Source organism: Allobosea sp. (assembly GCF_036675845.1).
Taxonomy (GTDB): Bacteria; Pseudomonadota; Alphaproteobacteria; order Rhizobiales; family Beijerinckiaceae; genus Allobosea.
Window position 1 is genome coordinate 1 of the sequence record NZ_JAKFED010000073.1, and the last position, 12,775, is coordinate 12,775.

The 12,775-nt window shown below is 68.0% G+C and carries 12 protein-coding genes and 1 pseudogene; 11 read left to right on the top strand and 2 right to left on the bottom strand.

Annotated elements, in window-relative coordinates:
- Positions 1-511: pseudogene (locus V6M56_RS08605) on the bottom strand (hypothetical protein); the annotation flags it as partial.
- A gap of 234 nt (positions 512-745) precedes the next feature.
- Between V6M56_RS08605 and flgB the strand changes: the two are divergent.
- The 11 genes from flgB (at position 746) to V6M56_RS08660 (ending at position 11,528) form a co-directional block, all read left to right on the top strand.
- A complete protein-coding gene (gene flgB, locus V6M56_RS08610; protein WP_332682883.1) occupies positions 746-1,129 on the top strand; it encodes a flagellar basal body rod protein FlgB in 384 nt (127 codons plus the stop codon).
- 36 nt (positions 1,130-1,165) lie between these two features.
- Positions 1,166-1,576 carry a flagellar basal body rod protein FlgC gene (flgC, locus tag V6M56_RS08615; protein ID WP_332682886.1) on the top strand — a complete coding sequence of 137 codons (411 nt, stop codon included), beginning with the start codon at positions 1,166-1,168 and terminating at the stop codon, positions 1,574-1,576.
- Positions 1,577-1,604: 28 nt separating this feature from the next.
- A complete protein-coding gene (locus V6M56_RS08620) occupies positions 1,605-1,937 on the top strand; it encodes a flagellar hook-basal body complex protein FliE (RefSeq protein WP_332682888.1) in 333 nt (110 codons plus the stop codon).
- A gap of 42 nt (positions 1,938-1,979) precedes the next feature.
- The gene (gene fliQ, locus V6M56_RS08625; RefSeq protein ID WP_332682889.1) at positions 1,980-2,246 is read left to right on the top strand and encodes a flagellar biosynthesis protein FliQ; all 267 of its coding nucleotides are present in this window, start codon (positions 1,980-1,982) and stop codon (positions 2,244-2,246) included.
- An 80-nt stretch (positions 2,247-2,326) separates the two neighbouring features.
- Positions 2,327-3,085 carry a flagellar biosynthetic protein FliR gene (gene fliR, locus V6M56_RS08630; protein WP_332682890.1) on the top strand — a complete coding sequence of 253 codons (759 nt, stop codon included), beginning with the start codon at positions 2,327-2,329 and terminating at the stop codon, positions 3,083-3,085.
- A 12-nt stretch (positions 3,086-3,097) separates the two neighbouring features.
- Entirely contained in the window at positions 3,098-4,165 is a 1,068-nt protein-coding gene (gene flhB / locus V6M56_RS08635) for a flagellar biosynthesis protein FlhB (RefSeq protein ID WP_332682891.1), read from the top strand.
- Positions 4,166-4,249: 84 nt separating this feature from the next.
- Positions 4,250-6,754 carry a cell cycle histidine kinase CckA gene (gene cckA / locus V6M56_RS08640; RefSeq protein ID WP_332682893.1) on the top strand — a complete coding sequence of 835 codons (2,505 nt, stop codon included), beginning with the start codon at positions 4,250-4,252 and terminating at the stop codon, positions 6,752-6,754.
- Between the two features lie 171 nt (positions 6,755-6,925).
- Positions 6,926-8,977 (top strand): caspase family protein, encoded by a 2,052-nt coding sequence (locus V6M56_RS08645; RefSeq protein WP_332682896.1) that lies wholly within the window; start codon positions 6,926-6,928, stop codon positions 8,975-8,977.
- A 35-nt stretch (positions 8,978-9,012) separates the two neighbouring features.
- Positions 9,013-9,525, top strand: coding sequence for a hypothetical protein (locus V6M56_RS08650; protein ID WP_332682898.1), 513 nt, complete (start codon positions 9,013-9,015; stop codon positions 9,523-9,525).
- Positions 9,526-9,617: 92 nt separating this feature from the next.
- Entirely contained in the window at positions 9,618-10,130 is a 513-nt protein-coding gene (locus V6M56_RS08655) for a hypothetical protein (protein ID WP_332682899.1), read from the top strand.
- A gap of 261 nt (positions 10,131-10,391) precedes the next feature.
- Positions 10,392-11,528, top strand: a complete 1,137-nt coding sequence (locus V6M56_RS08660; RefSeq protein WP_332682901.1) for an acyltransferase family protein — start codon at positions 10,392-10,394, stop codon at positions 11,526-11,528.
- Positions 11,529-11,711: 183 nt separating this feature from the next.
- Here V6M56_RS08660 and V6M56_RS08665 read toward each other — a convergent pair.
- The coding region (locus tag V6M56_RS08665) for an O-antigen ligase family protein (RefSeq protein ID WP_332682903.1) at positions 11,712-12,775 on the bottom strand (1,064 nt) is incomplete at its 5' end.

Genomic DNA, 12,775 nt, shown 5'->3' on the forward strand with positions numbered 1-12,775 from the left:
GCGAGGGCGGTGACAAGGGCTGCTGCTGACGCAGCGGAGGGGCGGGAGGCGCCGGCATCGGCGGCACCGGCACGGCCTCTGGCAATGGCGGGGCCCGGCGCGGCTCTTCCGCGCTCTCGCCGCGCAGCGGCAGCTCCGGCAGCGTCAGCGGCTCGAGCGCCAGCGGACGCTCGGGCGCCCCTTCGCTCGGCAGCGGTGCCGCGACGCGCGCCCCGCTGCGCATGATGTTGGTCTCGATCACGACGTCGGAAGCGCCGCCGATCATCACCAGATGCTCGACATTGTCGCGCCGCACCAGGATGAGCTGGCGCTGCCGGTCGAGGTCGTGGATGTCGACGACACCGAGCCTTGGCTGGCGCGTGCGGCCGCTGCCCTGCCCCTTGAACCTGAGCCGTCCACCGGTGATCCGCCGCAGCAGGAAGGCGAAAAGCGCCACCAGCACCAGCACGATCGCGAAGGCGATGATCCAGCGCAGGCCGGTCGAGAGTTCGAAGCCAAACAAAGTCTGCAAGGTTTGCCTCATGAAGCGACGCGACAGCCACAAGCGGCCTCATTCTAGAAGCTGCCTGCGGATGAACCTGACGGCTATACCATAACGCCCGCCAATTCGGGAGACATGGTTACCGGATGGTTAACCCGATTGTCACCATTCGCCGATCTTAACGCGGCGTTAACCATGCACCCGGCAATATTTTCCCAGTGCCGCGCAGGAGCCGCGCGCCCCCGGGAGCCGGAGATCGGAGCCATGTCGAACAACGGCCTCAGCCTGATGAGCGCCCTCAAGACGCGCATGCACTGGCATCAGAGCCGCCAGAAGCTGCTCGCCGAGAACGTCTCCAACGCCGACACGCCGCGCTTCAAGCCGCATGACCTGAAGGCGCCCTCCCCGGCGGGCGGCAGCGTCGTGCTGGCGCAGACCTCGCCGCTCCATCTCGGTCCCTCCGGGCAGGTCAACGGCTTCGGCCCGCGCGATCCCAAGCGCTTCGAGACCACGCCGAGCGGCAACAGCGTCAACCTCGAGGACGAGATGCTGAAGGTCGCCCAGAACCAGTCCGACTACCAGCTCGCCGCCTCGCTCTACAGCAAGGGCCTCGGGCTGATGAAGATCGCCATCGGCAAGGGCCGCTGAACCGGGCCGCTGGCAGAGCCTCTGAGGAGACGCATCATGGACCTGCTCAAGAGCATCGCGGTGGCGGCATCGGGCCTGCGGAGCCAGGCCGGGCGCATGCGCGTCATCGCCGAGAACCTCGCCAATGCCGACTCGACCCCCGAGCGCGCCGGCGCCGAGCCCTATCGCCGCAAGATCGTCACCTTCCAGGGCAAGCTCGACCGCGAGCTCGACGCCCAGGTGGTCGAGCTCGGCCGGGTCGAGCGCGACCGCAGCGCCTTCCGGAGCAAGCACGACCCCGGCCATCCGGCCGCCGACGCCACCGGCCAGGTCCGGATGCCCAACGTCAATTCGCTGATCGAGAGCATGGACATGCGCGAGGCCCAGCGCAGCTACGAGGCCAATCTCAACGTGATCTCGTCGACGCGCCGGATGCTCCAGCGCACCATCGACATCCTGCGCGTCTAGACCCTGAAGCCGAAGCGGAACGCCAGCCATGACCACCTCCAGTTTCGCCGCCGGCGCCTACGCCTCGATGCAGGGCATCGGCGCGAGCGGCTTGCTGAAGAAGCCTGCCGGCATCGCCGGAGCCGGTGGCGCCGCCGCCGGCATGCCGGACTTCTCCTCGCTCGTCGGCAAGGCGCTCGAATCGACGGCCCAGACCGCGCGCGCCGCCGATGTGCAAGCCGCCAATGTCGCGGCCGGCCGCTCCGACATCGTCGATGTCGTCACCGCGGTGGCCGAGAGCGAGGCGGCGATCGAGACCCTCGTCGCGGTCCGCGACCGGGTCATCGCCGCCTATGAGGAAATCATGCGGATGCCGGTCTGACGGCCGCGCCCTCGCCCAGACACCAACAGCGGAACCAGCCTAATGACCTCCGGAGCCATCCTCGACGTCGCCCGCGACGGCATCGTCGTCTTCCTCAAGGCCGGCGCGCCGCTGATGCTGATCGCCCTCGGCGTCGGCCTTGTCGTCTCGCTTTTCCAGGCGCTGACCCAGATCCAGGAGCAGACCCTGGTCTACGTCCCGAAGATCATCGCCGTCTTCGCGGCGATGCTGCTGTTTTTGCCGTTCATGGGCGACGCGCTGGCAGGCTATATGGGCAGGGTCGCCGTCCGAATCGCCACGGGCGAATGACCCTCGCGCCTGCCTGTCGCGGCCTCGCAGGGCCGAGCCCGGGCAGCCGCAATCGCTGGCGCGGGAATCTGGACCGCCCGATGCAGATCGCCATCCTGCCGGAGATCAGCGCCCTGTTCGTGCTGGTCTTCGCGCGCGTCGGTACGCTGGTGATGCTGATGCCGGGCATCGGCGAGCGCTTCATCCTGTCCCGCGCCCGACTCTCGCTCGCCTTCTTCGTCGCCCTGGTCATCATGCCGATGGCGCGCGGCGTGATCACCGTGCCGACCGACCCCGCCGGGCTCGGCGGCCTGCTGATCAGCGAGATCCTGATCGGGCTTGCGATCGGCGCCTGCGTGCGGCTGCTGATGGGGGCGCTGCAGACCGCCGGCCTGATCGTCGCCCAGACCATGGGGCTCGGCTTCGCCATGACCGTCGATCCGACCGGGGGCATGCAGAACCCCTCGATCGGCAACCTGCTCTCGATGCTCGGCATCACGCTGATCCTCGCCTCCGACCTGCACCATGTCGCGCTGGTCGCGATCCATGAGAGCTACCGGGTGCTGCCGCCCGGCGGCTTCCCCGATGTCGGCGACGTGCTCGCGCTGGCGGTCAAGGCGATGACGCAGGGCTTCGCGCTGGCGGTGCAGATCTCGGCGCCCTTCATCGCCTTCGGCCTGCTGTTCAATCTCGGACTCGGCGTGCTGGCGCGCCTGATGCCGCAGATGCAGGTCTTCTTCCTGGCGATCCCGGCCTCGATCCTAGGCGGCATGCTGGTCTTCCTGGCGGCCATCGGCGTGATGATGGGCGTCTTCCTCGAAGATCTCGGCGCCTTCCTGCGCCAGCTCACCGGCCTCTGAACGGAGGGCTCGATGTCAGAGGAAGCCGAGAACGACGACCGCACAGAGGAGCCGACCCAGCGAAAGCTCGAACAGGCGGTCGAGAAGGGCGATGTCGCCCGCTCGCAGGAGATCGGCACCTTCTTCGTGCTCTGCGGCTTCACCCTGGCGCTGCTCGTCGCCGCAGGCTCCGCCGCCCGCGAGGCGACGCTGCAGCTGCGCGCCTTCCTGATGAACGCGCATCAGGTGCCTTCCGGCGGCGACGCGCTCTTCCACGTCACCAGCAAGGGCGTGATGACCGGCTTTGCAGCCCTCAGCCTGCCGCTCGGCTTCATCCTCGTGGCGGCGCTCGCCGGCGCGCTGATCCAGCACAAGCCGCTCTGGACCACCGAGCCGTTGATGCCGAAACTCGACCGGATCTCGCCGATGGCCGGCGCCAAGCGCGTCTTCGGCAAGGAGGCCTGGTTCAACTTCGCCAAGGGCCTGGCCAAGATCATGCTCGTCGGGGTCGGCGTCTGGATGGTCCTCTGGGGCGAGCGCGACCGGCTGCAGAGCTTCGCGCAGATGGACGTGCACGCCCTGCTCCCGGCCGTGCTGGTGCTGACGATCAAGCTGATGACCGGGGTGCTGGCGATCTTCGCCGTCATCGCCATCGGCGATTTCGGCTACCAGCGCTTCACCTGGCACCAGCGCCAGCGCATGACCAAGCAGGAGCTCAAGGACGAATACAAGAGCACCGAGGGCAATCCCGAGGTGAAGGCGAAGCTGCGCCAGCTCCGGGCCCAGCGTTCGCGTTCGCGCATGATGGCGCAGGTGCCCAAGGCGACCGTGATCATCACCAACCCGACCCATTTCGCGGTCGCGCTGCAATACGAATCCGGCCAGGGCGCGCCGGTCTGCCTCGCCAAGGGCGTCGACGCCATCGCGCTGAAGATCCGCGAGGTCGCCGGCGCGCACGACATTCCGATCATCGAAAACCCGCCTCTGGCCCGCGCGCTCTACGCCACGGTCGAGATCGACGAAGAAATTCCTGTCGAACACTACCAGGCGGTGGCCGAAGTCGTCGGTTACGTCTTGCGCCTGAAGCGCCGCCGCGCCTAACTCGCGGGCTGGCGCGCGATCGCAAGATCGCCGCGCCCGCTGCCCGCATGGAGCGGGCGGATCGAAGGAAACGGACCTGCCGCAATGACCGCAAGCACGGCGACGACCGCGATCGATCGTTCCGACAGGCCGGGCCATGTCGGCATCATCCTGCTGGTGGCTGGCCTGCTCGTCGGCGCCGCGATCGCGCTCGGCTTCATCGCCAATGAATGGGCCCAGCCGCTGATCCTTGGCCTGCTGGCGCTGCTCTCCGTCATCGGGGTGTTCTGCCTGTTCGCCTTCGCCATCGGGCTGGTGCAGTTCTCCGGCCGCGCCGCCCGCAACGACCTGACCAAGATCATCGTCGACGGCGCCGATGACGGCGTCGTCGTCACCGAGGGCGACAACCGCATCGTCTATGCCAACGAGGCCTATCTGGCGCTGGCGGGCGCCCGCAACGCCAGCGAGATCGCCCCGGTCGAGCGGCTGTTCAAGGGCCGCGCCGAGGTCTCGGAGGCGATCTACCGGCTGGCGACCGCGGCACGCGCCGGCAGGCGGCACTCCGAGGAGATCCGGCTCGAGCCGGCCCTGAACGAGCGCGGCGCCGTCGGCTGGTACCGCGTGCGGGTCTCGCCGATCAGCCGGGCCGGACGGGTCGCCTCGCTATGGGCGGTCTCCGACGTGACGCCGGAGCGCGAGCGCCAGGAGAACGCCTTCCAGGAGCTGCAGCACGCCATCGACTATCTCGACCACGCCCCGGCCGGCTTCCTCTCGATGAACGCCGATGGCGAGGTGCCCTATCTCAACGCCACCCTCTCCGGCTGGCTCGACTACGATCTCGCCCGCTTCGGCTCCGGCGGCCTGCATCTCGACGACATCGCCTCGCCCAACGCCGCCGCCCTGATCCAGGCCATTCGCGGCCAGCCCGGCGATGTCCGCATCGAGGTGCTCGACGTCGACCTGCGTCGCCGCAACGGCCAGTCGCTGCCGGTCAGGCTGCATCACCAGGTCGCCTTCGGCCAGGACGGCCGCGCCGGCGCCTCGCGCACCTTGGTGCTCAACCGCGCCGCCGGCGAGGCCGGCGCCGATGCGCGCAGCGACGCCGAGGCGCGCTTCGCCCGCTTCTTCCACTCGACGCCGATGGCGATCGCCACCGTCGACCGCAACGGCGCGATCCTGCGCTCCAACGCCGCCTTCACCCGGCTGACGCCGCGCGGCGCCCAGCCGGCGACGATCCAGGAGCTGGTCAACGGCAACGGCTCGCTGGCCCAGTCCTTCGAGGCGGCGCTCGCCGGCAAGGGCGAGATCGCCCCGCTCGACCTCGGCCTCTCCGGCGAGGACGGCCGCTCGGCCCGGCTCTATTTCTCGCCCGTGCCGGCGACGGAGGATGCCGATGGCGAGCGCGCCATCGTCTATGCGCTGGAGACCACCGCCGAGCGCAAGCTCAAGGACAATATGGACCAGGCCGGCAAGATGCAGGCGGTCGGCCAGCTCGCCGGCGGCATCGCGCACGATTTCAACAACGTGCTGCAGGTCATCATCAACGCCTCCGAATTCCTGCTCGCCAGCCATAAGCCGACCGATCCGTCCTTCCCGGACATCATGCAGATCAAGCAGAACGCCTACCGGGCGGCCTCGCTGGTGCGCCAGCTCCTGGCCTTCTCGCGCCGGCAGACGCTGCGCCCGCAGGTGCTGGCGCTCGGCGACGTGCTCTCCGATCTCTCGCTGATGCTGAAGCGCGTCGTTGCCGACAAGATCACGCTCGATGTCCGCCAGGGCCGCGACCTCTGGCCGGTCAAGGCCGATCTCGGCCAGCTCGAGCAGGTCGTCGTCAACCTCGCCGTCAACGCCCGCGACGCCATGCAGGACGGCGGCAAGCTTCAGGTCCGCACCCGCAATCTCGCCGCCGCCGACGTCGCCGAGCTCGGCCACGCCGCCCTCCCCGAGGCCGATTACGTGCTGCTCGAGGTCGAGGACAGCGGCACCGGCATCCCGCAGGAGCATCTGGAGAAGATCTTCGAGCCCTTCTTCACCACCAAGGAAGTCGGCAAGGGCACCGGGCTCGGCCTTTCCATGGTCTATGGCATCGTCAAGCAGACCGGCGGCTTCGTCTTCTGCGACTCGGTCCTCGGCCGCGGCACGAATTTCCGCATCTTCCTGCCGCGCTATATCCCGACCGAGGAGGATATCGCCGCCGAGGCCGCGGCGCGCGAGGCGCCGAAGAAGGTCGCGGCCGACCATACCGGCGCCGGCGTCATCCTCCTGGTCGAGGACGAGGACGCGGTGCGCGCACTCAACGCCCGCATGCTGATCTCGCGTGGCTACACCGTCCACGAAGCCGCCTCGGGCGTCGAGGCGCTCGACATCTTCCTCCGGCACGAGGGCAAGATCGACCTCGTCATCTCCGACGTCGTCATGCCCGAGATGGACGGCCCGACCCTGCTCGGCGAACTGCGCCAGCGCAATCCGGAAACCAAGGTCGTATTCGTCTCCGGCTACGCAGAGGAAGCCTTCCGCAAGAACCTGCCCGAGGGCGAGGAATTCCACTTCCTGCCCAAGCCCTTCACGATGAAGCAGCTGGTCGAGACGGTGAAGGCGACGATGGGCTGAGTCGCAAGCTCCGCCGGGACTGCGGGAGCCAGCCGCCAGCGGCGGCAAATGCCGGAGCGACTGCCGCGATGCTCGCCGCAGCTCGGTCGTAACCAGTCGGAATTGCCACTGGCAAGCATAGCGCGTGTCCGTATACTCGCCTGTCAAGCGGCCTGGACTGGAAACGCGACAGTGCAGACTTCCCTGCATCTCCTGCGGCTCATCGCGCTCATGCTGGTCTTCGCAGGCTCGCTGAGCGCGCCCCTTGCCAATGAGCCGAAAGAGCGCCGCGTCGCGCTGGTCGTCGGCAATGCCGCCTATCGCGCCGCCCCCGCCCTGCCGAACCCTGGCAATGATGCGCAGGACATGGCCGCGGCCCTCAGGGCCGTCGGCTTCGACGTCATCGAGGGCCGGGACCTCGACCGCCGCGCCATGGGCGAGGCACTCGGCCGCTTCGCGCGTGCCGCCGACGGCGCCGACGCGGCGCTGGTCTTCTATGCCGGCCACGGCCTGCAGTTCCGCGGCGAGAACTTCCTGCTGCCGGTCGACGCCGCCCCCAGCGACGAGTTCGCCATCCCCTACGAGACGACCCGTGTCGCTGACGTCATCGATGCGCTGCAGAACGCCAAAGGCATCCGCATCCTCATCCTCGACGCCTGCCGCAACAATCCGCTCGCCGACCGGATCGCCAGTTCCGGGCGCAGCCGCGACAGCTCGATCGGTCGCGGCCTCGCACGCATGGCTCAGAGCACGGGCATGGTCGTCGCCTACGCCACGCAGGCCAACGACGTGGCGGCTGACGGAACCGGCCGCAACAGCCCGTTCAGCGCCGCCATGCTCGAGCATCTCTCCGAACCGGGCCTCGAGATCGGCCAGATGTTCCGGCGCGTCGCGGTCAGCGTGAACCAGCGCACCAAGGGCCGGCAGACGCCGGAGCTCTCGCTATCCCTTCTCGGCGACTTCTACTTCAACCGCAGCGAGACGGACCTCCAAGCCTGGACCAAGGTGCGCGAGAGCACCGATGCCCCGGCCCTGCATGGCTTCCTCGATCGCTTCCCCAAGAGCTATCTCGCCGACGCCGCCAGGGCGCGCATCGACACCATCGAGCGAGCCCAGCGCGAGGAGACGCTGCGCAGGCAGCTCGCAGGCTACGAGGAGGAGCGACGCCGGGCGGCACAGGCGGCGGAGACGGCCCGGCAGGCCGAGGCCCAGCGCCTGGCCGCCGAAAAGGCCGAGCGCGACCGGCTTGCCGCGGCACAGGCCGAAACCCGGCGCAAGGCGGAGGAGGAAGCCGGCCGGCAGCAGGCCGAACAGCGCCGCCGCCTCGACCAGCGCCTCGCCGAGCTCGAGGCCGAGAACCGCAAGGTCCAGGCCGAGCTCGCGGCCCGCGCCGAGGAACAGGCCCGCCGTGCCCGCGACGACAGGGAGCGCGAAAGCCAGGCACGCGAGCGCGACAGGCTTTCCGCCGCCCAGAGCGACCGGCTGAAGGCCGCCGAGGCCGATGCGAACCGCCAGAAGCAGGAGGAGGAACGCCGAATCGCTGCAAGGCTTGCCACGCTGGAAGAGGAGAACCGCCGCGCCTCCGCCGAGCTCGCGGAACGCTTCAAGGCCGAAGCGGCGATCCGGCAGGCCGTCGAGCGCGACCGGGCGCGGCTGGTCACGCAGCTCGAGGCCGAGCGCCGGCGGGCGGCAGAGGAATTGCAGCGCGTCGAACGCGAGGCCGCGGCCGCTGCCGGGCGCGAAAATGCAGCCGCGGGCGCGCCGGTGCAGGTCGCCGGCCTGCCGAGCGACGGTTCCGCGGCGCCGGTTGCCCGGCCCTCCGTCCAGCTCGACCTCGCCGCGCTGACGAAGACGATCAATCTCGAGCTTGGCCGGGTCGGCTGCTATCGCGGCAAGCCCGAGGGCGACTGGTCGAGCCGGCCGACAAGCCGGGCGGTGCAGGAATTCGCGCGCCTGGCACGGGTCAGCCCGCCGGACGCCCCCAGCGCCGAGTTCCTCGACCTCCTCAAGCGGCAGACCGGGCGCATCTGCCCGCTCTCGTGCTCGTCGCGGCAGGTCGAGCGCAACGGCGCCTGCGTCGCCAAGGCCTGCCCTCGCGGCCAGAGGCTGGATGCCGACGGCGATTGCGTCGCGCCGAAGCCGAAGCGGGTGGCGCAGCCGGTCGAGCCGCGCCAGAAGCCGCGCGCCCCGGCGCCGCGGGCCGGCCGCTGCTTCAGCTTCAACGGCCAGTCCTTCTGCGAGTGAACCTGACCTCAGACGGGTAACAAGGAGAGAACTCTATGCGCCTCGCCAGTTCGCTCCTTCCGGCCTCGCTGCTCCTGGCTTTGAGCTTTCCTGCCGCAGCCCATGCGGAAGCAAAATTCCGGTTGGCCGTATTCTGGATCGATACCGAGATCGAACCGGAAGAACGGGTGCGGAATTTGCATTTCACCTACCTTGTAACGCTCGGAGCCGACAAAAAGGTGCGCGAGGTCATCGAACGGCATCCGGCGATAAGGCGAGCTGGACCAAGCAGCCAATCCCGCGAGGCCCAACTCGGCGAAGTCGACGGGGGACGCGCGCTCAATCAATGGAAGGTCGTCAACGAGAACACGCTGGTCCGGCTGACCGGCTGCCCCTCTCATACCTTCGCCATCTGGCTGCGTACCCAGGGCGACCGGTCCTGCACGGCCTCCCTCGAATGGCGCCTGAAGCCAGGCTTTACCGTATACGAGAGCTGGGGATCGGGACGTAGCCGGTATCGCAAGTTCGCCGAGCCGACTTGGCCTTCCGCGAAATGCGAAGTGCTGTGACCTCTAACGCGCCCCCGGCGGCTTCAACTTCAACGGCCAATAGTTCTGCGAGTGAACGCCGCGTCGGATCAGCAGCATCGGAGCAATGCATCATGCGCTTCGCTGGCTCGCTTCTTCCCACTTCCCTGCTCCTGGCCCTGGCCTTTCCCGCCGCAGCCAATGCGGAAGCGCGCTTCCGCCTCTCCCTGTCCTGGGTGACCCACGAGATCGAGCCCGTCGAAAGGGCCCGGTCGGTCCAGTCGACCTTCCTTGTCACCCTCAGCGACAAGGGCAAGGTCACCGAGGCATTCACCCGGACCGGTGGTGGCCGGCGCCGCAACACGATGACGCGTGAAAGGGAGGCGGGCCTCGGGGACGAGCTCGGTGGCCGCTTCGCCGCGCAATGGAAGGTCGTCAACCAGAACACGCTGGTACGGGTGGCGGCGCGGCCATCGCACACCTTTGCCATCTGGCTGCGAACGGACGGCAGGAACGCCTGCAGCATATCGGTGGAATGGCGCCTGAAGCCGGGGTTCAGCGTCTATGAAGGCTGGTCGCGCGGGCGCCAGGTGGAAACCCGCTTCTCGCATCCGACGCTGCAGCATGCCTCCTGCGAAGTGCTTTGACGCCCTGCGCTGGATCACCTCGCGGGCTTTGGGCATGCCAGTCAGCGATCCTTCGGAGCCGCGCCGGTCGGCTCGACCTGCCGATCTGCGCGGGCGGGACGACCTCCTCGCAAGGGCCCGTACCGCGATTTTACAGGCCGCGAGTCGAGCAATTTGGAGCGTTCGCAGTAAGGTTAATCCTGCTCGACCGTTGAAAGGCAATTTGCGCAAGAGCATGACCTGACGCCAGCCTACCAACCCGGGCTGTCGCTAGAATTGGTCATGTGGCGCATGTTCAGCTTCTACCAGGCCGCTCCCAGCGCAGGGGACATCCTCGAGGCGAACAATGGCGAGGGCCCCGGCTTCAACGCGCTGCGGCTCGGCCTGTCGCTGCTGATCCTCGGCGCCCATTCCGGCTGGGTCGCCGGGATGGATACCAGCAATGACTGGGTCGGCCTGCAGGGCTTGTTCCGGCTCAGCCTGGTTCCGGCCTTCTTCGCGCTCAGCGGTTTCCTGGTGACGGGCAGCGCGCTCAGGACCGGCGCGGTCAAGCCCTTCATCACCTTGCGCTTCATCCGGATCGTCCCGGCGCTCTTCGTCGAGGTGACGCTGTCGGCCCTGGTGCTCGGCCCGATCTTCACCACCTATCTGCTGGCCGATTATTTCCGCGACATCCGCTTCCTCGAATATTTCGGCAATGTCGTCGGCCGGATCCGCTTCGAACTGCCCGGTGTCTTCGAGACCAACCCGCTGCCGGACACGGTCAACCAGAACCTCTGGACCCTCAAGCCGGAGTTCTACTGCTATATCCTGATGGCCCTGATGATCTATTTCGGGATCGTCCGGAACCGGTCGCTCTTCACTGCGCTGGTCACCGCCCTGACGATCGCCGCGACGGCGGCGGCCTATCAACTCGGCTTCGGCGTCACGGAGGGCAACTACCACTGGACGGTGGTGGTCTTCTATTTCCTCGTCGGCTGCAGCTATTTCCAGTGGCGCGAGCATCTGAAGATGCATTGGCTGCTGTTTCTCGGTTCGCTCGGCGCTGCGCTTTTCCTGATGTCGCAGGAACGCGAGCTCGCCTTTCTGGTTGCGCCCTTCCTGACCTATTGCGTCGTCTATGTCGGGCTGCTGCCGCTCCGGCTGCCCGACTCGATCCGCAAGCTCGACGTCTCCTACGGCATCTATCTCTACGGCTTCCCGATCCAGCAGGCGCTGATCGCCAAGCTCGGCTTCCTCCAGGGCGATGGGCTGCTGCTTTTCCTGGTCTCCACCCCGCTGGTGGTCGGCTTCGCCCTGTTCTCCTGGCTGGTCATCGAGAAGCCCTTCCTCAAGGTGAAGCGCTATGTCCTCGGCGACCGGCCGAAGCCGGCGCCGCGCCCGCTGGGGGAAGAGCCGGCGGCAATCCCGACGCGCTGAGGATTTTCGCGCCTCATACCAATGGTCTTCGCGGTTGACCGGAGCCGTACCCTCTCCGTCATTGCGAGCGCAAGCGAAGCAATCCAGGAGGGCTCGCAAGGCGGCCCCTGGATTGCTTCGTCGCTTCGCTCCTCGCAATGACGGCAGGGCCCGCGCAAGGGGCAAATTCAAGGGCCGTTGGTATCAGAGCCGCCTTGTCGGCAGGCGGCTGGCGAATTCCAGCCCCAGCACCGCGAGCGCGAACAGGATCCAGAGCGGGTCGGCGCGATTGAGGAAGAACGATTCCAGCATGCCGACATAGGTCATGAAGATGACGATCATCGCGAACAGGTCGGCCAGCCTCCGGCGGGCCGGGTCCCGGTCGGCCCGGACATAGTTCCTCAGCGGCAGCACCATCAGGCAGTAGATCGTCAGGACCGCGCCCGGAATCCCGAACATCAGCATCGCGTCGAGATAGCTGTTATGGCCCGAGCCGATGCCGCGAATATCCCAGCTCGCCTCGAAATTCTCCTCCAGCGTGGTGACTACGGGGGTCTGCCAGAAGCCGAGATAGCCATGGCCGAGCCAGGGCTTCTCCCCGATATGGGCGCTGGCGAAACGCCAGATCTCGTCGCGGCCGGTGAAGGTCGGGTCCGCGATCACGGCGCTCGCCAGGCGCAGCAGCGTCGGCGACAGCACGGTGCCGACCGTCAGGGCCGCGACGAGCAGCACCAGCACGCCATGCAGCGCCAGGATCAGGCGCGGCCGGCCGAGGGCGCGGCCGAGCAGGACGAGCCCGATCGCCACCGGCAGGAAGCCCATCGTCGTCTTCGAGCCGCTGTTCAGGACGAAGATCGTGCCGAGGCAGATGATCGCGAAGCCGCGCAGCCTCAAGCCCATGCGCCAGCAATAGATGCCGAGCATGGTCAGGATCGAGAACACCGGCGCGGCGTAGTTCTTGTGCGAGAGATGGCCGCGCCAGTCGCCGGCATGGCCACCCTCGACGCCCTCGGCGCCATGGATCGCCAGTTGCGGCGCGAGCAGGATGGCGGCGTAGACCAGCAACAGCACCATGAGCGCCGCGCTCGCCGCCGCGCTGGCGAAATCGCGCTCGCTTCTGGGCAGAACCAGGATCCCGACCACCACCACCAGCGCGAAGGCGGCCAGCAGCAGCCCCCGCAGCGAAGCCTCCGGATCCGGCGCCCGCCAGACGGAAAGGGCGGCGACCATCAGCACGATGATCCAGCTGCTCGTGCCGAGCTGCGCCA

Bases quoted from the DNA above. Each gene is read 5' to 3' on its own strand.
- flgB (WP_332682883.1), top strand. From the start codon at position 746: ATGTCGAACAACGGCCTCAGCCTGATGAGCGCCCTCAAGACGCGCATG.
- flgC (WP_332682886.1), top strand. From the start codon at position 1,166: ATGGACCTGCTCAAGAGCATCGCGGTGGCGGCATCGGGCCTGCGGAGC.
- V6M56_RS08620 (WP_332682888.1), top strand. From the start codon at position 1,605: ATGACCACCTCCAGTTTCGCCGCCGGCGCCTACGCCTCGATGCAGGGC.
- fliQ (WP_332682889.1), top strand. From the start codon at position 1,980: ATGACCTCCGGAGCCATCCTCGACGTCGCCCGCGACGGCATCGTCGTC.
- fliR (WP_332682890.1), top strand. From the start codon at position 2,327: ATGCAGATCGCCATCCTGCCGGAGATCAGCGCCCTGTTCGTGCTGGTC.
- flhB (WP_332682891.1), top strand. From the start codon at position 3,098: ATGTCAGAGGAAGCCGAGAACGACGACCGCACAGAGGAGCCGACCCAG.
- cckA (WP_332682893.1), top strand. From the start codon at position 4,250: ATGACCGCAAGCACGGCGACGACCGCGATCGATCGTTCCGACAGGCCG.
- V6M56_RS08650 (WP_332682898.1), top strand. From the start codon at position 9,013: ATGCGCCTCGCCAGTTCGCTCCTTCCGGCCTCGCTGCTCCTGGCTTTG.
- V6M56_RS08655 (WP_332682899.1), top strand. From the start codon at position 9,618: ATGCGCTTCGCTGGCTCGCTTCTTCCCACTTCCCTGCTCCTGGCCCTG.
- V6M56_RS08660 (WP_332682901.1), top strand. From the start codon at position 10,392: ATGTGGCGCATGTTCAGCTTCTACCAGGCCGCTCCCAGCGCAGGGGAC.